The sequence below is a fragment of the Mesorhizobium sp. M1E.F.Ca.ET.041.01.1.1 genome, from assembly GCF_003997355.1.
In the GTDB taxonomy this organism is placed as follows: Bacteria; Pseudomonadota; Alphaproteobacteria; order Rhizobiales; family Rhizobiaceae; genus Mesorhizobium.
The window spans coordinates 1-21,954 of record NZ_RZSL01000037.1 but is presented as its reverse complement, the minus strand read 5'-3'; the positions used below and the strand labels follow the sequence as shown (position 1 = coordinate 21,954).

The window sequence follows — 21,954 nt, the reverse complement described above, 5'->3', positions numbered from 1 at the left end:
TTGGACGTAAATGCGGTTCGCGGAAACGCAGGTCTGGCCGGCATTGCGGAACTTCGCCTGGACCGCACCGTCAACAGCACCGTCAATGTCGGCATCATCGAAGATGATGAAAGGTGCATTGCCGCCGGTTTCAAGGCTGACCTTCTTGATCTGGTCAGAGCACTGACGCATCAGCAGCCGTCCGACCTCGTTCGAACCGGTAAAGCTGATCTTTGGAATTGGTGCAGAGTTCACGGCCCACGCGATCACCTTCGGACGCATAGATCAGGTTGACCACGCCATCGGGAAAGCCGGCCTGATGGCGAGAGCAAACATTGCACCTAGCCACGCCACGATAAGATCGAGCGCGGCTTCGTTGCGTGCGGGTCTGTGGTCAGTGGAGGGCGGAGGAAAAGCGCTCGGCGTGCTCGCCCTCGCGATACCACTGGTTCGCGCCGGCAAGCGCCAGTTTCTGAGGCAAATCGCCGAACAGCTGGTAGAGCCTTACTCTCAGGGCTTGGCATCTATGTCGCCTACGACCGCCACATGCAGCCCGTCGCGTGCGAAAGCGGCTTTGTGGAAGGCGCTTAGATCGGAGGGCGTTACGCTAGTCAGCCTCCCTTGGGCGGTCTCGAATACGGATGCGTGCGTAGATTCCGCGCCGCCAGGCCAGCTCGGCGATCGCATGAGGTTCGCGCTCATTGGCAATGATTTCGGAGAGAAGCTGGGCGCGTATGCGGTCGAAAAGTGCTGGTGTAGCCGGATGCGGGTCCCGCCGCCGAGAATGTCGGCCAGCAGTCGAGCGCCGCGGCCCCGCACCAGGGACCGCCCATGAATGACTCATGCGAGGCGTCTCAAGGCTGTCCGCGATCCAGCGCCAGATCTCCGCCTCGCCCGAGACGCGCAGAGCTGGCCGGTTGTGCAGGAGCCGTCGGCAATATCCGCCTTCCTCGTTCGGATGGGTAACGCTTGCGATACGGAGTCTTGACTTTGGCAGTCGCTCTGTGACATTACCTATATAAAGTTCGAAAGAAGGCGATATGGATCATGCATAGGTCACAGAGACCCGAATGAAGGCAACGTATAAACGCACCTATTCGCGCTACGCGATGGAAGCGCTTGGCCTTTTCGGTAAGACCATCCGGCTTGGCCGGATGCAGCACCGGTTAACCGCACAGGAGTTAGCCGAGAGAATCGGTGTTTCACGCAGCACCCTGCAGCGCATCGAGAAGGGCGATCCCAAAGTCGAAATCGGACTGATGTTCGAAGCTGCTGCCATTGTCGGTGTGAAGCTGTTCGATGCCGACGGCAATGGCATCACAGCCCTCACAGGCCGCATGGACGATCGCATCGCGCTGCTGCCGAAGCACGTCTACAAGGCCGGCAAGCAGATCGTCGATGAGTTCTAAGGTCCCCAAGTACGACGAAGCCTATGTCTGGGTCTGGCTGCCGGGCGAGACCGCGCCGGTTGTCGCCGGGCGGCTATATGCCCATGACGGACTCGTCAGCTTCAACTATGGCAGGAGCTTTCGTGAACTGGGAAGCGCGATCCCGCTTTATCTCCCGGAACTGCCCCTGAAGGCAGGCGAATTGCCTTTGCTTCCTGGCCTAACCATGCCGGGATGCATCCGCGATGCTGCCCCTGATGCCTGGGGACGACGGGTTATCCTAAACCGCAAATTCGGTGTGAAGGGCGATGAAATCGCGCGGCTCGATATTTCAGAACTGACGTTCTTGCTGGAATCAGGCTCGGACCGCATCGGCGCGCTCGATTTTCAGTTTTCGCCAATGCATTACGAGCCGCGCGCACTGGCCAATGCCACTCTCGAAGAGCTTGTCCAATCGGCGGAGCGGGTAGAGAAAGGTATTCCGCTCACCCCCGAATTAGATCAGGCGCTGCATCACGGCAGCTCGATCGGCGGCGCAAGGCCAAAGGCGCTGATCGAGGGTGACGCCGTCAAGCATGTCGCGAAATTTTCCTCGTCTGCCGACCTTTACAGCGTCGTCAAAGGAGAATTCATAGCCATGCGGCTTGCCGCCTTGTGCGGCATCAGAGCGGCATCCGTCTCGCTCGTTCGCGCCGCAGGCAACGACGTGTTGCTCGTCGAGCGATTCGACCGGATCAAGGTCACGGGCGGCTGGCAACGCAAATCCATGGTCTCAGCGCTGACGATGCTCGCGCTCGATGAGATGATGGCGCGTTACGCCAGCTACCAGGATTTGGCGGAGATCATTCGCCACCGATTCACCGCGCCGTCGGAAACTCTGCGCGAGTTGTTCAGCCGCATTGTCTTCAACATACTTTGCGGCAACACCGACGATCATGCCCGCAACCATGCGGCATTCTGGGACGGCGCTAAGCTCACCCTCACGCCTGCGTACGATATTTGTCCGCAGGCCCGCAGTGGCCAGGAGGCCAGCCAGGCCATGCTCATCAGCGGCAATAACCGCATGAGCCGGATAGCGTCCTGCCTTGAAGCGGCGCATCACTTCCTGCTCAGCGCGCCGGAAGCTCTTGCGATTGTTGAAGGCCAGCTCCGATGCATTGCGGAGAATTGGCCGCGTGTCAGCGAGGAAGCTACGCTATCCGGCACAGATCGCAATCTGTTCTGGGGCCGACAGTTCCTCAATCCCTACGCTTTTACGGCGCTGGAAGGAAGCGCCGACGTTCTCCGCGCTCTGGCTGACGAACTACGCAACAGTGTTCACGCCTGATCCGGCGCTGGATTTCGGACAAGCTCGGCAAGCGCAAGACGCCCACAATATCGACAACCCTTGCCGTGCCAGGACGAAGATTGAACAAACGGCTCTTCAACAGTGACAACGTGCACTGCGGAGAGATGTGGAGCTGACACCGCAAAAGCCCAAGACGCGCGACTTCCCGCGATACAACTCCACATAACTGAGCGTCTACAAGCGGTGCAGCCAGCCAAACATCCAGCCATCAAAGCGATGATCGTCTGATCTTTTGCCGATGACATCACGTCGGGGAAGCCTTGTTCGAGCGCTTGCCGCTTCATATCGATACCGGCCTGGGCGTAGCGCATCGTTAGTTCAGCCCGAGTGGCCTGGCCATCGACTGATGGTGGCGATGTCAACACCCGCCTTGACGAGGTGGATGGCCGTCGTGTCCCGCAAAGGGCGATGATGGATGCTTTTTTCCGCCATGGTGGTTCCTTCGCCCGCAGCCATGTGTGCGCAGCAAGTATGGAACACCGAACCGGGTGAGCAGTGTGGGGCGGTCGTTGCTTTGCTCGGCGGGACAGGGCGATACCAGACGAAGGTCACAATCGAAGATTCAGGATCCCTGAACTCGTGCATCCGTATTGAACATCAGCGAAAACAGAGCGTAATCCCGCTGTCCAGAAGGCGTGCGGCGGACGATACGCGCCAGGACGCTCTTGATTTCCGGGCTCATCGAGATATTCGACAGGTGCCACCCACGCGCCCTCTTGAAGGGAAGTGTCACCACCAGTTGCAGCGTATCCTAATATTCGGGGTGCTCCGAAATCAGGAACCGCGCAAAGGCATCCATCGCCGCCAGCCTTGCATTGCGGGTCGCAACTGCCACGCTCGACCTCAAGTGATGTGAGAAAGCTGCCCATCCTGTCGGTATTGATGTCGGAGACCGCTTCTTTCAAGAATATCTTCCCGCTCTCCCGCGGCATGAGCCCGTGGCATGCTTCGGCCCAATGCTGTGGATTGATGTTTCTTCATGCCACAACCTCGCTGACGAGACCGCCGAAAGCCCCTTCAAAGCGGTCGGTGGCGATCTCTCGCAGCTTTGGAAGGTAGTGCATTGATTTTTCGTGGAATGGGGACCCTGTTTAAAGGGTGATTTTCGTCCAAACGGGACCCTTTAACGATGGGGTCATCAAGATGCCTCCGGCTTGATCGGAGGCATTTGTGTTTTGGATGTTGGTTTTAGAGACGATTGCAAAGATACGTCGGCTGTCGCTGGTCCAGGGGAAGTCGATCAAGGCGATCTGCCGTGAGCTGAAGATCTCGCGCAAGGTGGTGCGCAAGGTCCTGCGTTCTGAGCAGACGGAGTTCCGCTACGAGCGCAAGCACCAGCCCTATCCCCGCATGGGAGCTCGGCGTGAGACGCGGGACCGGCTGCTGTCGGCGAATGCGGCCAAGCCGCAGCGGGAGCGGCTGCCGGTCGCTTCGACGGCTTCCACTGCATTCCCCCGTCGGTGTCGAAGACCTGCACGGTGCGCTTCGACAACAACAAATACTCGGTGCTGTCGAGTGCCGTCGGTCGGCCCGTCGAGATCCATGCTTATGTCGATCGGATCGCATCCGCCAGAGGATGGCGTGGTCGTGGGAGAACACGTTCGCTCCTTTGGCCGCAACGAGGTCGTCTACGATCCCTGGCACACGGCGCGCGCCGTTCCTTAGCTGGGTCGTGCGGTCGGCAATGGAGAAGGTGCGGCGCAGCTCAAGGCGGTTGATGACGTCGACCGGCAGATGGTGTTGATCCTCACCTGGGTGCTGACCGACGGATTGAGCGCGGTCGAGGCCGCCTGTCAGGAAGCCATCGAGCACGGTGCATCGTCGGCGCCGGTGATCCTCAACATCCTGGCCCGCAGCCGCGATCCGGCGCCGGGCACGATCCTTTCCATTCCCCAAGCGCTGAAGCTAGCTCACGAGTGTCGCCGACTGCACCCGCTATGACAGTCTCAGGAGGACAAACAGCCATGGAACGCACCGAGGTACTGGAACTGATGGGAGCGCTGAAGCTCTACGGAATGCGCAGAGCCTATGACGAGATCATGGGCGCGTCGCCATCAAGCGACGGCACGAGCCGCCCAGGATTGTCGGTGATCTCTTGCAGGCCGAGATATCGGAGAAGCAGGCCCGCTCCATCAAATACCAGTTCGCTGTCGCCAAGTTGCCGCTGGCCAAGGACATCGACGACTTCGACTTCGCCGACACGCCGGTCACCCCCTGATGCGCGATCTCGCCCGGCCGCGCCTTCGTCGCCGATCAGCGCAACATCGTCCTGGTCGGCCGCCTTCACGGGTCACCCAACTCGCGCGGAAGGTCGACCGCATTGCGACGGGCGCGTGTCGACTTCCCAACAATGTCAGACAGGAGACGCAACGCTATCGGAGCGATCGCATTGCCCGAAACGATTTTCCCAGTTGGCACGACAATTGCGGTCCTATGCGCAAAAGCAAACTAGATCTGAGAGCCGCACCGCATGAATGTAGCCTCCCAATATCTTCCGTCTGTGGCGCATCACGAAGCCGGGCACGCGGTGGCCGCCATCGTTTTGCACCGTCAGACGTTCGACGACGACCGTGAACTCCCTGCTTTCTCAAGTGTTAGTATTTACCCCGACGCCGGTGACGGAGAGTGCGGTGGTGTTGTCGAAGGCGCGGGTTTTTATTCAGCGCAAGGATTCACCTCGAAGCGAAAGCCGATTTTCGAGAACGATATGGATCGATGTTTGGAACGCGATGATGCGATCCGGGAGATAGTTGCGTGTCTGGCAGGTCCTTTTGCAGAATCCGCATTCGAAGGCTATCTGGACCCGCGCGATATGGCGATGAATGCGTCCGATGGGAATGAGGGGAGCTGCGACTACGCGGATGCCAAGCGAATCTATGGTGAGTTGCGGTTCCTGATGCCGCGCCGCCCCGATTGGGGGCGGATCGAAGATTGCACGGCCCGGCTAGTACTCGATCACTGGTCGGCCATCGAAGCATTGGCCGCGCATTTGCTGGTCAAGCATGATCTCCAATTCGATGAGGCTCTGACGATTGTTGCGCCGCATCTTCCGCCCATGCCAGCAGCTACGCCGCCAGAGCGTCATCCGCAGCCTGCTTGATCAGCCATTCGATGTGATTTGACCACATCTGCAACACCTCGCGCTTCTCCTTGACTTTGCTATAGAGATTGTAGATTTCGCCAATGTCTGTCAAGGACGCCGCCTTGTGATTCAGTATGTGCTCGATGACGTGTGGCAATACCTGCCGCCTGCCGAGATTTGTCGCGAGCGTCCTGCGCAGATCGTGAAGGGTCCAGTTCTCCAAAGCCACCCCGTCAGTATTGACCTTGCCGTCTAGAGCCTTCTTGCCCTTCGCGTAGCCTGAGAAGTGGCTTCTTTCGTTGCCCCTCGCAGGGAAAAAAACGTGTCATTGGTCTTCGGTACCGTCTGGGGGACCGACACCGCCAGTGTGGGCAGCGGAATAAGCGTAGGCTCTTCGTTCTTCGTGCGGTCACCCGATAGTTCCATGTTCCGGCTTCAAGGTTGAGGACCAACGCATCGCGGCAACTTCCGTACGCCTCTGTCCGGTCAGAATGAGCAGCTTGACGATGGAGCCGAACGAATAGCCGATATCGCCCGGTTCGGGCTCACAGCCCGTTCATATAGCCGCCAGTTCGGCATCGTTCACCACTCGCTTGCGCTTGACGATCGGGGCCGGATCCGGATTTTCCAATCCCTCGCGGGGAAACCGCGGATGAGCCGTTGCGGCGGTTTGCGACACCAGTTGAAAAATGCCCGCATACACCAGAAGGCCGTGTTAGCCGCTTGCGGGTGACCCCCGGCGACGATCTTCTTGGTGACGTTAGCAATGTCGGTGTCGATCACATGGTGGATAGAGCGACTCCCGAGGGCAGGCACAAGATACCGGTTCAGGCTGGCCTCGACCAGTGCGGTGTTTTGAGGGTCGTTACTCGGCGGCCTGGAGGTGACCGCCATCGCCGTCCTCGGTATCGTCAGCGCTGATATGCGCCTGATCGGCAAGGAAGGCTGGCAGTTCCGATGGAGCTATGCTGGAATTTGGGTGACGAGGCTGATCAAGCGGCGCTCTGCGGCTTCGTTTCGATGACCTGGATTCCGTCCAGGAACCTGGCACCTGCGATGAGTTTCGGCAACTGATTTTGTCCTTTCAATCGTCGCCACTTCCTGGCCGCGGCCAACAGCTTGAAGACCATCAGCTGGGCGGTTTTCGAGGATAGCGAGCCCTTGGTACGCACCGTGCGATAGCGAACGGTTGCAAAGACGCTTTCGATGGGATTGGACGTTCGCAGATGATCCCAGTGTTGGGCGGGGAAATCGTAGAGCGCCAGCGACGCAATATGATCTTTCGTCAGGCAGTCGACCGCCTTGGCATACGCCTCGGCCTCCATCTCGATCGCATGCGCAAGCAATTTGCGCGCGCCGCTGCGAAGTACATCCGTCAGGGTATCATCGATTTCGTCGGGCTGACGAAGGCGAACAATGTGTTGATAGTCTCGTTCATGGCGTATCACTCTCCTTGAGAGGTACTGGCAGGCTTCATCACCCGCCTCGATACGCCGCTCTCCTCAAGCCGCCATCATCCAGTTTCCGCCATGGCTCCCCCTGATTGATCCGCTTCACCTGTGCAACTGCACAGGCTGCCCTAGCGGGGAGATTGGCCTCCAATGGCGAAAGCTTGCCGCAGGAGACCCTCCGATGACCGTGCCTATGGCGCCGCCGCTACGACAACTTGCCGACAAGCAGCGTGCGATCCACTGCCGCGCTACTGCGCCTTCAAGGGACGTCTGGATCGCGACGCAGGAGCCGATGACTGTTACGGGATCAATTCCAGGTCGCGCTGGCCGTCGCTGTGCCAGTTCGACGGTCTGGTGGCAATTTGGGCACATCTTCTGTCGCCGACAGTGGCGATGGCTGACGCTTCAACGAAACGGGGTCTTCGACGTCTGCTGCCTACGCCGATGCTTTGCGAAGTGGCATAATGTTTCGACGCACGCAGGCGCGGGCAGGGGATGTCAGTCATGAATCTCCTGACTGGCGCGGATCAGGCCGATTGGCGGGATGAAAGATCATACGACTACACCGCTGGCCTGACGCTGCGGGAGTGGGCTTGGGAGTTCTTACGCCGCAATCCAGCGTTCCAGCGCGATCTGACCGCTGCGCGCCAGCATTGCAAGACTTGGTCTCTCCAATCCTTTCTCGATATGGTCGCGTCGGCCGGCGACCTGTCACGCTGGGGTGTTCTGTTTCGCGGAGTCTTGTGGCCGCGCTTCGGTCGTATTCTGGTGTCCGCTCTGGTGCGTCCATGTGCTGCCGGTCATTGCGGAACGGTTGCCTGCCTCGTCGCCGACACCGCCGTTCGAACTCTCGGCATTGCCCTGTCGTGCAATCGTCCTGCTGGCGCCCGACAAGAGCCAGCATGTTCTTCTTCGCAATGCGGACCACGCGCTGCAGCTCGCCGTCTCGGGCGCGAATATCCTCCACCCTGTTTGCCTGCATACGCAAGCCATCTGGCCCGCGGTGCTTTTAAAGCATCGACTGAGGGGACTGGAGTGCCTCAATGCTCTCAGTCTAGGGCAACAGTTGCCCCCCCGCTTGTTTGCGCCGGAAAAGCGCGGCGTTCGTTTGTCCTTCGTTCTTCGTGCGCTCGACGGTTCGCTCGCCGGAGCACCTCATCGCGAGCTCGCCGAAGTTCTCATCGGTCAACGGCGCGTCCATGCCGACTGGGCGGATCCTCGCGATCATCTGCGCGACCGCATCCGTCGGGCCGTCTCGCGTGGCCGCGCGCTCATGAATGGTGGCTACAGAGATTTCCTAATTTGAAAAGCGACAGTCCGCGCTGTGCGTCGGTGGATGAACGTTCGCTCGCAGCTGTACCCGTCACCAACAGTTCGCCCGCCGACAGGACTGCATGGCGCCTTGCAAGTGCGCTCTGGTCTAGCTTGTCGATGCCGAAAATGAGATGGGCGAGGGTGCCAAGGCGGTGGTTCATTAGGGCCGGCCTCGACCTGGACGCACATCATTGGTCGGAAAGCGGCGTGCACCGCAATGTCGCCATAGCAGCCAAGATCCTTTGAGTCCGGACCTGCAGTCCTGTTGGACCGGCGGGTGCAACAATATGGAGGGATTTGAGGCCTCACACCGTTCCCTGGTCGACAGCTCGGTCAGACATAGCACCCACCGCTTGATTATGGAAATGGTGTGCCTGGAGTGCAGCGAGTAGCGGCTTGCTGCGCACTGTCCTAAGAATAGCAGTCATGACCCGTCTGGGGTTCTGCAACACGACGATTCAACCGCTTGGGCATTGTCGCATATCCCACAATGTAGAATGCGCAACAGGGCAAAAGCTGATCCATCGGCGGTTTATCAATGCTTTTTGGCTTGGCACGGCACATGCAACGCAATCGGCAAAAGGCGCACGAACTGAGTGGCCCATCGGCCCTAGGAGCGCTGATTTATGCCCTCCCAAGGCATGTCCGGCCCGGCAGCGAGCTCAGTCTCCTGCCGGGCATCCGTGTTTCAGGTCAACGGCGTTTGGAACTTCCAATTAGGTGGCGGCATTGACCGCAGGCCGCCCCCCGGTGGGGCGGAGAGACAGTGCAGCAGGTTTCAAATCCCGCCCATGCAAAGATATTTCATTTCCAGATAGTCCTCGAGGCCATGACGGGAACCCTCCCGCCCGATGCCGGATTGTTTGATCCCGCCAAACGGTGCCGCCTCCGAGGACATGCGTCCCGTGTTGATGCCAACCATGCCATATTCCAGAGCCTCTGCCACACGCCAGACCCGCTTCAGGTTTGAGGCATAGAAGTATGCGGCGAGGCCGTAGATCGTGTCATTGGCCTCGCGCACGACCTGATCCGCATCGTTGAAGCGAATGATCGGCGCGAGCGGCCCGAATGTCTCCTCTTGCGCGACTGCCATGACGCTGGAAATCTCGGTGAGGACCGTGGGTTCGAAAAACGTGCCATTCTTGCCGATACGCTGGCCCCCGCATCGTATTGTGCCGCCTTTCGCAATGGCATCTGCGATGTGAGACTCGATCTTGGCCAGAGCATGCTTGTCGATGAGCGGTCCGATGTCCACTCCGGCATCGAATCCGTCGCCAACCGACAAGTGCCGGATTCTTTCCACGAATTTCTTGACGAACTCATCGTGAACGCTCGATTGGACGTAAATGCGGTTCGCGGAAACGCAGGTCTGGCCGGCATTGCGGAACTTCGCCTGGACCGCACCGTCAACAGCACCGTCAATGTCGGCATCATCGAAGATGATGAAAGGTGCATTGCCGCCGAGTTCAAGGCTGACCTTCTTGATCTGGTCAGAGCACTGACGCATCAGCAGCCGTCCGACCTCCGTCGAACCGGTGAAGCTGATCTTTCGAATCTTGGAATTGGTGCAGAGTTCACGGCCCACGCGATCACCTTCGGACGCATAGATCAGGTTGACCACGCCATCGGGAAAGCCGGCCTGATGGGCGAGGGCGAACATTGCGCCAGCCACAAGCGGCGTCTGTTCAGCGGGCTTGAGCACGATTGTGCAGCCCGCAGCCAAGGCCGGCGAGATTTTGCGCGCCACCATGGAGGCCGGGAAATTCCATGGCGTGATCGTGCCAACAACGCCGATGGGCTGCTTGATCACTAGCATTCGGCGGTCTGTCGAGGGTGCCGAGATCGTCTCCCCATAGACGCGATTGGCCTCTTCGGCATACCATTGCAGATACGCCGCCGCATGCGATACCTCTGAAATGGCTTCGGCAAGCGGCTTGCCCATTTCCGCAGTCAGAATCGCGGCGAGATCGCCTGCATGGTCGATGATCAGCTGATGCCATCGCCAAAGAACGTCGCTACGTTCTCGGGCCGTCAACGCGGCCCATCCCGACTGCGCAACATAGGCCTTGTCTACCGCAGCACGTGTCTCCTCCACGCCCATATCGGGAAGCTCTGCCAAAACTTCGCCGGTCGACGGATTGACGACCTCGAACGTCTTATTGCCAACTGGTCTGCCGAGTGCCGGCAGGCGGTCGATGGCTCCAAACAGGTGCGGGGATTTCAGGCGACGGATCATCGGCAGGCACAGGGGCAATACCGGATTCCTCCTCAACGCAGCGAACATCCAGGTCGACGGGCCGTCAGTGTGTATTCTGCACCAGTGGGTTCGTCGTAGGGCCTCGGCAAAGCAGCTGGTAGACCACGCTAGCCCGATGAAAAGACAGCAGTTTCGTTAGTTTGAGTGCCCGCGGTTCATCAATTGATGGATTAAGCAGTCGGATGTTTGCTTCATCCACCATGCCTGCTGGTGGCGTGCGACTGAATTCTGCAAAAAGGCGGCATACATGCTGAGGAGCGCCATTTCGGCGAGAGGCCGCCGGACCGCCAATGCCGCGCAAGGTCGGCGAAAACGACTCCGCGCGTCTGCATGATCTGCTTGGCCCACGGGCCTCCAACGCTCTTCCCACGAGAAGCCCCGATGAAGAAGGAAGGTGTGATGAGTTTCTTTACTCATCCTTGCCGCCCAGCGGCGGGCCGACCACCAAAATGGCGGGCTCGGCCGAAAGCAGCTTTTTGGCCGCCGCCTTGACCTGTTTGAGCGTCACCCGACCGATGCTGCGGGCGCGACGCTGGTTGTAGTCGACGTCGGCCTTGTGAATCTGCAAATCCAGGAGCCGGTCTGCAATCGAGCGGGTCGAGCCCAGTTGGTCGATGGCATAGGCGCCGATCAGGTGCTTCTTCGCCGCCTTGAGCTCGGCCCCGGTCGGTCCTTGCTGCGCCATCTGCTTTACCACATCTCGCACGATGCTCAGTGTTTGGGCAGCGCAGTCCGAGCGTGTCTCTGTCGTAACCAGAAGCGAGTCAAGGGTTAGTTCAGAGCTGACGTGATAGGCAAGGCCGCGTTTTTGACGTACCTCCTCGTAAAGGCGGGAAGTCAAGTATGAGCCGCCAAGGATGTCGTTCAGCAGCACGGCCGCGTAGAAATCCGGCGCGCTAGGCTTCACGCCAGGCCAGGCCAACGTCAGCGAAGTCTGCGGCAGGTCGTAGTTCTCCTCCACCAGTTGACCGAGTTTCGGCGCGACATCGTAGACGGGGACGAGGGTTTGTTGCTCAGGCAAATCACCAAACAGCTGGTCAAGCCTTTCCCTCAACGTGTTCGCGTCAATGTCACCCACCACGGCAATATGGAGCCCGTCGCGAGCGAAAATGGCCTGGTGGAAGGCGCGGAGGTCGGACGGCGTGATGCCGGGGAGGCTCTCTTTTGTGCCTTCTCCCGGCCTTGAACAAGGATGCGCGCCATAGATCGCGCGCAGCCATTTGCGCTGAGCGATGGCGTTAGGGTCTCGCTCGCTGCCGACGATGCGGGAGACAATCTCGGCGCGGACGCGATCGATCGGCCCCTGCTCGAAGCGCGGCGCGTTCAGCGCGAGCCGAAGCAGGCCGAACGCCGCGTCCTGCTTTTTGGAAAGCATGCACATCGATCCGTAGATGTCGTCGCTTTGCGCGTCCAAACTCATTTCGGCGCCGGCATGGTCGAGCTTCACCTGGAAGGCACCGCTGTCGTAATGGCCAGCGCCTTCGATGAACAGGCCGGCCATCAGTTTGGCCATCCCCTCCTTCCCGACCGGGTCCTGCTTGGTGCCGCCCTTGAAGGCAAAGCCGATGTTGACGATTTCCACTGTGTGGTCCTCCACCAGCCAGGCGATGATGCCCTTTTCGGACTTCACCTCCTGGATGTTCATCGCAGCATGGGGCCGAGCGCCGAGCGTCATCTCTTGATTCTCCGTCTTGGGCAAGAGATAGCCCGTGGTCGAACGGTCGAACGCGAGATAGCGGGCGGCAACTGCTTTGATTTGCTCGGGGGTAACCTTGCGGATGCGATTCGGCCGTTCCTCGACATCCTTCACGGTACCGCCGGTGGCCAGCGTCGAGCCGTAGATGCTGGCGAGCCAGTCCAGGTTGTCTTCCGCAAAGATCATATTGAGCAAATAGTGGTCCTTGGCCTTGCCTAGTTCCTCGTTGCTGACACCATCCTCGGCAATGCGGGCAACTTCGGCAGCGGCCGCCGCTTCGAGATCAGCCAGCTTGGCATCGCCGCGCGGTGCGCCATAGATGGCGAACTTGGTGTCGTCGAGCACAGTGCCCTGGAAATAGACGCGGGCGCTGGAAGCGATACCTTGCTGGACAGCGAGCGCCTGGTAGAGCCGGCCGCGGTTACCGCCGCCGAGAATTTCGGCCAGCAGGTCGAGCGCTTCGGCCTCGCCCGGCTTGGCGGTGTGGTAGGACGGCACCACCCACTGCGTCGAAAAACTGGGCACGCTGACGCGGGCGTCTGAGAGCGTGACGGTGCGCCTGGTGTTCTGCTCGGGCTCAACCGGCCGGATGCGCGGCGGCAGGTCAGGTCCGCGCGCCACCTTGCCATAGGTCTTTTCGGCCAGCGCCCGCACCGTGTCCGGTTCGACATCGCCGGCCACGATCAGCACGGAGTTGTTGGGCCAGTAGTACTTTTCATAGAAGACGGTGGCGTCGACGCGGTTCAGCTGCTCGATCTCCTGCATCCAGCCGATGATCGGGATGCGATAGGGGTGGTTCTGCCACAGCGTCGCGTCGATCTCCTCATGGAGAACGTCCTGCGGGTTGGTGTCGGTGCTTGAGCGGCGCTCCTCGATGACCACATCGCGCTCGGTCTTGACGACATCGTCGGTCAGGATGAGGTTTCGCATTCGGTCGGCCTCGAAGCTCATCATCAGCTCGAGCGCCGACGGCGCCACTGTCTGATAGAAGGCGGTGTAGTCGGAGGAGGTGAAGGCGTTGTTGGAGCCGCCGATCTCGAACACTGCGCGGTCGAATTCGCCGCCCGCATGGTTGGTCGTCGCCTTGAACATCAGATGCTCGAAGAAATGGGCGATGCCGGATTTGCCCGGCGGCTCGTCGGCGCTGCCGATCTTGTACCACACCATGTGGGTGACGATCGGCGCCCGGTGGTTGGGAATGACGACCACCTCCATGCCGTTGTCGAGCACGAAATCCCTCGCCTTGCCGTCCTCCCATGCGACGGGGATCGGAGCCGGCCCCGCGCCGACCAACTCGGACGCAACGGACGTCCTGCGAAGCCCATGAGTGCGGGGCTTGCTTGGTAGTTCTGGTAGGGAGAGTGGGGTTATGGGCTGCGTTCCTGGCAAAGTGATCTGTTCCTCATTTTGAAGGATCTATGTCTCCCGAACGCCTATTGGGAGAAAGTGGATCGGCACGCGACGCCGAGCCACATGAGCCGTCAGCGTGTTGCTGGGCCTGACGCGAGCCTCATCTTTGGATGCGTCCGGGAAACTTTCGGCATGGTGAGGCCATGGGAAGTCTGCTCGTTATCCATTGGGTGTTTGCGGATACCTGAGCATGCCCCGTGCCAAGTAAGAAAGCCCCGATTCGCAAGGTTTGATCCAACCTTGATACTTGCGATATCCGACATTGTCGGGCATCCGACAGAAAGCGCCTTTCGCCGGCGCGCCGGCTATGACGCTCGCCTCCTCCGGCGTGACGACGATCCTTTGGCGGGCGCCGCGCACACCGATCTGCCCGCCTATCAGCACCGCGACATCGAAGGACAGCGCGATCGTGACTGGATGGGTCTTACGCAAACATGCAGCAGTGCCACCGCGATCAGGACTTCATCCGCCCCACAAAGACCCGAGCGCGAGGGACGACGTGTAAGGCTAATGATGCCGCGCATAAAGAGGTAAGGTCCCTCGTCGTACCGGCGAGCCCCTTCGCTGGGTCTCGCGAGGGTCTGGTTTGCGAACGTCGACCGACAGCATCACGGCATGGGCGGCCCCATCGGTAGGCAAGCATTGACCGTGCCATCAGCGTTGAGGCAGCGCAGAGCCCAATTTCCCGGTGCCAGCCGGTACGTTGGAGCTTCAACTGTGGCCAGCCAAGCGGGCCGAGGCCGTGAAACTCCTGATACCCTGGACCGTCCGGATTGCAACGCACGACGCCTTGGTCTCGCGCCAACGTCCATTGACGCTCAGCGAAGCATCATGCGGACGAGCTGGGAAAGCTTGGCCGGGCCGGCGCCTTCCCAGGCGCATGGGACGCGCGACGACCCATGTGGACCTTGGATTTCACTACGCACTTACGCTGCTTTGGCCTTGTCAGCAGCCTGAGCATAAAGCGTGCTCAGCTTTCAGGGCGAGCCTCTTTCATGTTGATAGCATCTGTCGTCATTCAGGATCGCCCCATTTTCGCATGCCGCTTGCAGCTTTCAGACTGTTGTCAGCCAGGGCCGCCATAAAGGGTCTCGTTTAACGCATTCGGGAGGCTTCATCACTCGACCACATTAATTTCGGGCGGTTCGCCGGCGCTCCGAATGGCACTTAACACCAGATCCTCTCCAAACCCGTGATGATCCAAGAGGAAAACGAAAAATCCCTAAATCATAAAAAAGCACCGATACGGTCGGCTCCAGGCTGATGAAATTGCGGTCTCACTGGCCACGCACGATACTTGCGATGGCGATGGCCATTGCAAAGGCCGGTCAAGCACCCAAGACGCTGACAAGCACGCCTCCGACCAAAGCTCGATCGTTGGCAGCCTTTCTAGCCGTATACTTGGGGCATTTTGGGACGGCGATCCGGACGCCGATTAAAACCTGCCGGTCGTCTAAATGGAATGGTTGGTCCGGGTCCTTACTGGACCCCGCCAACCCGATCGGGCCGGCGCACAGGGGCACCCAGACAATTGGACACGTCGCCTTTGCGCGGCGGCTTGCACTTTCTCGGATGGCCTTTTTTCTCCCCGGGCGAAATCGAGCGAGCGGTGAGGCGGAGCCTTCGATTTTGCCGATCATGTCGTGTCGCTTCGATCGAACTGCTCAGACGATGATAGCGGCATTGATTGCCGCGGCCGAAATGCGTTGTGTGAAGTACGATTTCTACGCCGTATACATACTGCCGTACAGTTCGCCCTGTCAGCAGCCTTGCCAGCAATCCGCCCTGTGTCCAACTGTCGTCGAATTCACCGGTGTCATTGAGGAATTCGTATGATCGCCTCGAAACCATCATTGCGACCGCGGGCGGGCGACGCAAGCTCTAGACTGCCACCGATCCGCTGGATAACCATGTTAGCGATATGTAGACCAAGGCCTGAGCCCGCAGCAGGAGTAGCACCACGACTAAATCGCTTTGTAAGCCCTTCGAGGTCGGGGAGGGGCACCACCGGTCCGGCGTTTGCAATAGCGATGGTTCCATCAGTTTGGACGGAAACTGTTGTCGGAACAGTGGGCAGTCCATGTATCAGCGCATTCTCGATCAGGTTACGAAGGAGGATCCCAAACGCATCGACATCCACTTTGCGCATCAAAGTGGTGCAGCCGTCGACGTTAAGATGCAGGCGTCCGGCATATTGCGGCTTTTTCCTCAGGTCGTCGATTTCCAGCCGAACCGATCGGACAAGATCGATCGCGTGATCCGCCATGCCAACCCCCGATTCGGCTTGAGCGAGCTGAAGCACTTTTTCGACAAGGCGGCCAAGGCTCGACAGCGCTTGCTCGATGCCGCGCGCACGCATTTTGGCCGACCCATTGGGAAGCTCGGCCACTAATCTCTGCATCTGAGCGATTGAACCTGCGATCGGCGTGCGCAGTTCATGCGCACTGTTTGCGGCGAACTCGCGTTCGGCCTCGAGAGCCGCCCGCAGACGATCGAGAAGCCGATTGACGGATGCCGCGATTGGAGCCAACTCTGCCGGGAAATCGCCCAAGTCCATTGGTGACAGATTGCCGCCGTCGCGCGATCCGATCTGCTGTCGCAGTACCTCGATTGGCCGCAGCGAGCGCCGGATCACGATCCACCAAACAGCTAAGCTAAAGGGCAGGAGCACGAGTGTCGGAAGGAAGACAAAAAGTGCGCCCTTCGCGATTGTGGTACGGCGGCCATCAAGCGGTTCGGCCAACTGATGATACACGCCGTCTTGGATCTCCTCTGTGTAGACGCGGTAATCAGCGTTTCCCCAAAAGCCGTTACTCAGGGGAGCATCAGGGAAGGGCTGCTGACCCTCTTCCGGTTCGGAAATAAGCACTACCCCGTACTTATTAATAACCTGCTCACGATAGGTCCAGTACTTTTTATAAGTTGGCAAGTGGTTATTGTATTGATCAACGTGTTTTCCATTCAAGACCTTGATCAGCTCTGGTTCTCTGTACTCTGCGCTCGCCTGGAGCAAGTCATCCGAACTTTCGTTTACATTATTGCAAAAAATGAACGCAGCAATGGTTGGGGCGGCGATCCAAACCAGGAGCGTTGCCCCGCCTAACCACGATATCAGCTTTCTCGTCATGCTGTTCGAGTTCGTCATGTGACCACGAGCCTGTATCCGGAGCCACGCACGGTTGCTATTCTATCCCCGCCGATCTTCTTGCGGAGCCGGCTGACATAAACCTCCACTGTGTTGCTCTCGAACTCCGAATTGAATGAATAAAGCGCGTGCTCGATCCTCCCCTTTGAAACGACCGAACCGGGCCGGCGTAGAAGGCAGTCGAGCACCGCCCATTCGCGTCCAGACAGGTGGACCTCCTGCCCGTCGCGGAAGAGGCGTCGCTCGGCTGCCTGTATGGAAAGCGTCCCAACCGAAAATTGCGGCTCCGAAAAATGCCCTTGGCGACGTGCCACTGCACGGATGCGTGCCGAGAGTTCCCCCAGATCGAACGGCTTGACCAAATAGTCGTCGGCGCCAGCGTTGAGCCCCTCGATGCGGTGCGAAATCCGATCGCGGGCTGTCAGAATGATGACCGGCGTTGTATCAAGCCCCTTGATCAGCTCCCGCAGATAGTCGATGCCATTGCCGTCCGGCAGGTGAACGTCGAGCAAAATAACGTCGTAGCCGGCCACAGCTGCATGACCGCGCGCTCCGGACAGGCCCTCGGCCCAGTCGACCGCGTGGCCACCAGCCACCAAATGATCGTGCACAGCACTTCTAAGGTCGTCGTCGTCTTCAATGAGCAGTATTCGCATCAGGCTGCCGAGCTCCGGTATGAGGGCAAGGCTCCTGCCTTATTGATCGAAGCTGACAGTAGGCTGAACCGGCGCCAGCGAATATCTGGGGGCTTTCAGGCTGCTGTCAGCTACAATTGCAAGAAAGGGGTCGTTAACAAAGCCAAACGAAGAGGCCTTATGAAACCCCTCCTGATCTCGGCACTTTTGCTCAATGTGACCACCGGCGGCTGTACACTGGTTGGCGGGCAATTCGACGTGGCGGTCAACGAATGGCAGCCGCGCCACGCGTCAATGTCCAGGCTTGAAACTGACAGGTGTCTTAAATACGAGGGCACCGTAGCGGGTGCCTCCAGTTATCGAACAGTGCCTAGCAGGTCAGAAGTGCACTTTGACCATAGGGGTCGTCCGTATTTTCGGCGCTCGCGAACAGAGTCGACGGTCAATCGATGCGCCACTGCCAGAGTCTGGAACGGTCAAGTGTTTGTTATCCCCCGTCCGGGCCATATTCTCTGCCGAGGACCAAGAAGGCCCTATTTTCGGTGCCCACGAACAGAGCCAACGGTCAATCGATGCGCCACTGCCAGGGTCTGGAACGGTCAAGTGTTTGTGATCCCCTGTCCCGGCCGTGTTCTCTGCCGAACTCGCCCTTGTAGTCGGCACACCAAAGATCGTTAGGGCGACAGCCGTTTGAAAGTGGTGTCCCCGTCGCCCTGTTGCGCCTGCGCTTGCGGCGCTCGACCATGCCGGCGGTCGAGCACGGCATGCACGGTCGAGATCGCGGGCCGGTGCACATCCGGATACAGCCGGGCCAGCCGCTCGCGTATCTTCGGCGCACCCCATGTCGGCTTGTCTTGCTTGAGGCGCACAATCAGCTTCTCGATTTGAAACGGAAGCTGATTGGCGTGGCGATAGGGCCGCCGCGATCGGTCCGTCAGCCCCTCCAGGCCGCTGTCGTTGTAGCGCGTGAGGATCTTGTAGCCGGTCTTGCGCGAGATATCGAACTCCCGGCAAAGCACCGCCATCTTCTCGCCGTCCAGCAGCCGGGCGACGAACTTCAGCCGCTCTTCCATGACGTTACACTCCTTCCAAGGCACCTTGCTCTCCTTGCAAAGGGCCGAAAGTGTAACCCATCTATCCGGAATGAACTGTCACCCATCTTTCGGGAAGGGCAGTCATGGCCAAGGCAACTGGAAGCCGAATTTTCTTTTAGAGTATGAATCAGCGCCGTCTGCCGAAAAGCGCGTCCACGATCTTCCCTTTTGAAACGACCGTGCAGGGCTGGGGCAGACGGTAGTCGAGCACCGCCCATCCGCGTCAAGTCAGGTAGACCTCCTGCCCGTCGCGGAAGAGGCGTCGCTCGGCTGCCTGTATGGAAAGCGTCCCAACCGAAAATTGCGGCTCCGGAAAATGCCCATGGCGACGTGCCACTGCATGGATACGCGCTGAGAGTTCCCCCAGATCGAACGGCTTGACCAAATAGTCGTCGGCTCCAGCGTTGAAGCCCTCGATGCGATGCGAAATCCGATCGCAGGCTGTCAGAATGATGACCGGTGCCGATTCAAGTTCCTTGATCAGCTCCCGCAGATAGTCGATCCCATTGCCGTCCGGCAGGTGAACGTCGAGCAAAATAAGGTCGTAGCCGACCACAGCTGCATAATCGCGCGCTTCGGACAGGTTCTTGGCCCAGTCGACCGCGTGGCCACCAGCCACCAAATGATCGTGCATAGCACTTCCAAGGTCCTTATCGTCTTCAGTGAGCAGTATTCGCATCATGCTGCCGAGCTCCGGTATGAGGGCAAGGCTCCCATCTTATTGGTCGAAGCTGACAATAGGCTGAACCGGCGGCAGCGAATTATTTGGGGAGCTTTCAGGCTGCTGTCAGCTACAACTTGCAAGAAAGGGGTCGTTAACAAAGCCAAACGAAGAGCCCCTATGAAACCCGTCCTGACCTCGGCACTTTTGCTCAATGTGACCCCCGGCGGCTGCATCAGCAAATTGATTTGGGAAACAGGCGCGCCGGTTCTAATGACCGACGCAGGCCGAGGTCTGGAACAGCTGGACCAGCGAACGGCGTCTTCGGTTTTTCAGGCAACAGCCACATGGAAGAATATGATTGGCTCGACCATGCGCCGAGCTTTGTCGAACGGATTGGTCGCGGGCGCACTACCACAGATTATGGCAGGTTTACGCCCTGGCCTTGACACCCGGGGTGATCGTCACCGGCGGAGCCGCGGCGTACTGATCGGATATCTAACGTCGCTGAGTCTCTCGTCGGTGCAGTGGATCTCTCGGCTTAGCCATCATGCAAAAAACGACGGTTCCGCGACACCACTTTTCAGGTCCGTGACACAGGCTTTGTGAGCCGATCTGTTGTTCTTACCCCAGGCTAATGGCTGAACAGCTCTGTCGCCGGCTCGATGCGCCAGATGGCGCGATGTTTTGAACCCTTTCACGAGGCGACGGCAGCAGCCGACCGGCTCTCCTATCGCGGCTCCCGCGATCCACACACCCAGCAAGGGAATCTACCATGGTAATGAAGGCACCGGTTGCCGACGCTAGGAATGGGTCGGTAGTAGATCGGCTGGTCGGCATCGACCTCGCTCGGGGCCTGGCTGTCTTCGGGATGTATGCCGCCCATCTCGGTCCCGACCCCGGCGAAGGAGGACTAGTCGGGTTTCTGATGGAACTAACCCATGGGCGGCCGTCGGCCCTGTTTGCCGTATTGGCCGGTTTTTCAATCCTCCTGATTACAGGTCGCAAGGCGCCGAAGTCGGGGATAGCCGGTAGACAGGCCATCGCCAGAGTCGCAATTCGTGCCCTTGTTTTGCTCGCGCTTGGCTCAATCCTGGGCTGCCTCGGTACCCAGGTCGAAGTCATCCTAGAATACTACGGAATTTGCTTCTTGTTGGTATTGCCGCTCCATCGGCTCAGCGCATATCAGCTGGGCTTGATCGCTGCCGCTACGGCATTAGTTCTCCCGCAAGTCCGTTCCTCCCTTCTGTCGGTTGCCCCCAACCTCCTCGACCCGGTCTTCAACCTCATGGTCAACGGCTACTATCCCGCGGTGACCTGGGTTCCTTTCCTCATCGCTGGCATGGCCATCGCGCGCCTTAATCTTAATACGCTAGCAGCGCATTGGCGCCTTGGTCTGGCGGGGGTCGCGCTGGCCGTGTTGGGCCATGGGGGATCCTTGCTCGCGCTGAGTTCCCGCGCTTTGACTGAAACCTCCTTGTGGTGGTCTGACGTTGACGGCGCTTTTGAGCCTTCCAAGTCGTCATTTATAGTCAAGTCGTCATGGATAGCCGCACCTCATAGCGAAACGACGCTTTCGATCGTGGGCAGCACCGGTTGCGCAATGATCATCTTGGCGGCTTGCATGCTCGCTGTGGATGCGCTCCCGCGTCTGCGAAAGCTGGTCTGGCCAATAATCGCAGTCGGCTCGATGTCTTTGACGGCCTATGTGCTGCACATTGCGGGAATAGCCTATCTTATGAAGATAAACATTTTCAAAGACGAGAGCCTGTCCACGCTCTTTGGCTTCGTTGTGGTTATCAGCACTTTTGCGGTGCTTTGGCTGCGCGTCTTCCAGCGAGGACCGATGGAAGTGCTGATGGGTAGGGTCGCAGATCTCGCGCGTCACATCCGCTGAGCACCGCCGCGCCCCGGCCTCCCGATCACATTACGGACAAGGTGGGGCTTTGTCCAAAGCTTGTTCGCGGCAGGGGAGGGTACTTCCTCCCACCCTGCCGCCTTGTTGATGGAAGCTAAAACGGTCGCGCAGGCGCTAGAGTTGCATCGGCATAATCAGCTTAAACTCGCGAAGTTAAACCCGCGGTTGGTCTATCTCGGCCCGCCTCACCTGAAAGGCTAAGGTATCCGTTTCGGTCAAGGGTTTTAGGGGCCATTTTCGCTGCGCCTTGAGGAGAGCGTTTGCTAGGATGAGGAGCTTTCGCAACAAGATGATGACCTTTGCGGGTTTGCCTGCCGCCTTTAGCGCCTGGTATTTTGCCTTGAGGTCGGGGTTGAAGCGCAGGGCGAAGGGCCGGGCATGTAGAGGGCCTGGCGAACATTGGCCCGGCCGCCCAGGCGCGGCCGCTCCATTTTGCCGAGGCCGGCGAGGCTTGCGGCCTTTGGTTCCGAGTTCCGGCATGTCGATGGTGAGTGTGCAGGCGGTGGCATCCGATGCGCCATATGCTGGTCAGGATTTCGCGGCGCTGGACAGCGTCGGGATCGGCTTTCATGAGGG

12 protein-coding genes and 6 pseudogenes are annotated in these 21,954 nt (G+C 59.3%); 7 read left to right on the top strand and 11 right to left on the bottom strand.

Translation table 11 applies throughout. The features are described 5' to 3' along the window. Positions 1-438: pseudogene (locus EOA38_RS05790) on the bottom strand (aldehyde dehydrogenase family protein); the annotation flags it as partial. Between the two features lie 611 nt (positions 439-1,049). Between EOA38_RS05790 and EOA38_RS05780 the strand changes: the two are divergent. Continuing rightward, positions 1,050-1,388 carry a helix-turn-helix transcriptional regulator gene (locus EOA38_RS05780; RefSeq protein WP_063169282.1) on the top strand — a complete coding sequence of 113 codons (339 nt, stop codon included), beginning with the start codon at positions 1,050-1,052 and terminating at the stop codon, positions 1,386-1,388. Next, complete coding sequence (locus tag EOA38_RS05775; RefSeq protein ID WP_063169281.1) at positions 1,378-2,694, top strand: HipA domain-containing protein; 1,317 nt, start codon at positions 1,378-1,380, stop codon at positions 2,692-2,694. Before EOA38_RS05780 ends, EOA38_RS05775 begins: the two co-directional genes overlap by 11 nt. A gap of 569 nt (positions 2,695-3,263) precedes the next feature. On the opposite strand, the gene EOA38_RS05770 is transcribed toward EOA38_RS05775, so the two are convergent. Continuing rightward, the gene (locus EOA38_RS05770; RefSeq protein ID WP_126080678.1) at positions 3,264-3,620 is read right to left on the bottom strand and encodes a hypothetical protein; all 357 of its coding nucleotides are present in this window, start codon (positions 3,618-3,620) and stop codon (positions 3,264-3,266) included. A 516-nt stretch (positions 3,621-4,136) separates the two neighbouring features. On the opposite strand from EOA38_RS05770, the pseudogene EOA38_RS40220 reads away from it, so the two are divergent. The 3 genes and pseudogenes from EOA38_RS40220 to EOA38_RS05755 all read left to right on the top strand — a co-directional run. Then, positions 4,137-4,669 (top strand): annotated as a pseudogene (locus tag EOA38_RS40220) (IS21 family transposase); the annotation flags it as partial. A 10-nt stretch (positions 4,670-4,679) separates the two neighbouring features. Next, positions 4,680-4,993, top strand: a pseudogene (locus EOA38_RS40215) (ATP-binding protein); the annotation flags it as partial. Between the two features lie 192 nt (positions 4,994-5,185). Then, positions 5,186-5,815, top strand: coding sequence for a hypothetical protein (locus tag EOA38_RS05755; RefSeq protein ID WP_127298709.1), 630 nt, complete (start codon positions 5,186-5,188; stop codon positions 5,813-5,815). Here the strand turns inward: EOA38_RS05755 and EOA38_RS05750 are convergent. Both EOA38_RS05750 and EOA38_RS05745 read right to left on the bottom strand, forming a co-directional pair. Then, positions 5,781-6,026 carry a tyrosine-type recombinase/integrase gene (locus tag EOA38_RS05750; RefSeq protein WP_126080680.1) on the bottom strand — a complete coding sequence of 82 codons (246 nt, stop codon included), beginning with the start codon at positions 6,024-6,026 and terminating at the stop codon, positions 5,781-5,783. The two genes, EOA38_RS05755 and EOA38_RS05750, sit on opposite strands and share 35 nt — an antisense overlap. A 763-nt stretch (positions 6,027-6,789) precedes the next feature. Then, positions 6,790-7,245, bottom strand: a complete 456-nt coding sequence (locus EOA38_RS05745; protein WP_256748481.1) for a transposase — start codon at positions 7,243-7,245, stop codon at positions 6,790-6,792. A gap of 793 nt (positions 7,246-8,038) precedes the next feature. On the opposite strand from EOA38_RS05745, the gene EOA38_RS05740 reads away from it, so the two are divergent. Next, positions 8,039-8,554 carry a DUF2285 domain-containing protein gene (locus EOA38_RS05740; RefSeq protein WP_224570032.1) on the top strand — a complete coding sequence of 172 codons (516 nt, stop codon included), beginning with the start codon at positions 8,039-8,041 and terminating at the stop codon, positions 8,552-8,554. Between the two features lie 786 nt (positions 8,555-9,340). On the opposite strand, the gene EOA38_RS05735 is transcribed toward EOA38_RS05740, so the two are convergent. From EOA38_RS05735 to EOA38_RS05705, 7 genes and pseudogenes are all read right to left on the bottom strand, one after another. Further along, entirely contained in the window at positions 9,341-10,816 is a 1,476-nt protein-coding gene (locus EOA38_RS05735) for an NAD-dependent succinate-semialdehyde dehydrogenase (RefSeq protein WP_095486045.1), read from the bottom strand. A 412-nt stretch (positions 10,817-11,228) separates the two neighbouring features. Further along, a pseudogene (locus EOA38_RS41100) lies at positions 11,229-11,954 on the bottom strand (pitrilysin family protein); the annotation flags it as partial. 549 nt (positions 11,955-12,503) lie between these two features. Then, positions 12,504-13,808: pseudogene (locus tag EOA38_RS05725) on the bottom strand (pitrilysin family protein); the annotation flags it as partial. Positions 13,809-15,741: 1,933 nt separating this feature from the next. Beyond that, a complete protein-coding gene (locus EOA38_RS05720; RefSeq protein ID WP_126063917.1) occupies positions 15,742-17,070 on the bottom strand; it encodes a HAMP domain-containing sensor histidine kinase in 1,329 nt (442 codons plus the stop codon). Then, complete coding sequence (locus EOA38_RS05715; protein ID WP_127298708.1) at positions 17,067-17,726, bottom strand: response regulator transcription factor; 660 nt, start codon at positions 17,724-17,726, stop codon at positions 17,067-17,069. The genes EOA38_RS05720 and EOA38_RS05715 overlap by 4 nt, the downstream gene beginning before the upstream one ends. A gap of 619 nt (positions 17,727-18,345) precedes the next feature. Further along, positions 18,346-18,778, bottom strand: a pseudogene (locus EOA38_RS05710) (helix-turn-helix domain-containing protein); the annotation flags it as partial. Positions 18,779-19,022: 244 nt separating this feature from the next. Continuing rightward, complete coding sequence (locus EOA38_RS05705; RefSeq protein WP_224570033.1) at positions 19,023-19,481, bottom strand: response regulator transcription factor; 459 nt, start codon at positions 19,479-19,481, stop codon at positions 19,023-19,025. Between the two features lie 754 nt (positions 19,482-20,235). Here EOA38_RS05705 and EOA38_RS05700 point away from each other — a divergent pair. Then, positions 20,236-21,357, top strand: a complete 1,122-nt coding sequence (locus EOA38_RS05700) for a DUF418 domain-containing protein (protein ID WP_024505387.1) — start codon at positions 20,236-20,238, stop codon at positions 21,355-21,357. Positions 21,358-21,954: the final 597 nt, after the last annotated feature.

Coding starts and splice junctions, on each gene's coding strand:
- EOA38_RS05780 (WP_063169282.1), top strand. CDS start 1,050: ATGAAGGCAACGTATAAACGCACCTATTCGCGCTACGCGATGGAAGCG.
- EOA38_RS05775 (WP_063169281.1), top strand. CDS start 1,378: ATGAGTTCTAAGGTCCCCAAGTACGACGAAGCCTATGTCTGGGTCTGG.
- EOA38_RS05755 (WP_127298709.1), top strand. CDS start 5,186: ATGAATGTAGCCTCCCAATATCTTCCGTCTGTGGCGCATCACGAAGCC.
- EOA38_RS05720 (WP_126063917.1), bottom strand. CDS start 17,070: ATGACGAACTCGAACAGCATGACGAGAAAGCTGATATCGTGGTTAGGC.
- EOA38_RS05715 (WP_127298708.1), bottom strand. CDS start 17,726: ATGCGAATACTGCTCATTGAAGACGACGACGACCTTAGAAGTGCTGTG.
- EOA38_RS05705 (WP_224570033.1), bottom strand. CDS start 19,481: ATGATGCGAATACTGCTCACTGAAGACGATAAGGACCTTGGAAGTGCT.
- EOA38_RS05700 (WP_024505387.1), top strand. CDS start 20,236: ATGGTAATGAAGGCACCGGTTGCCGACGCTAGGAATGGGTCGGTAGTA.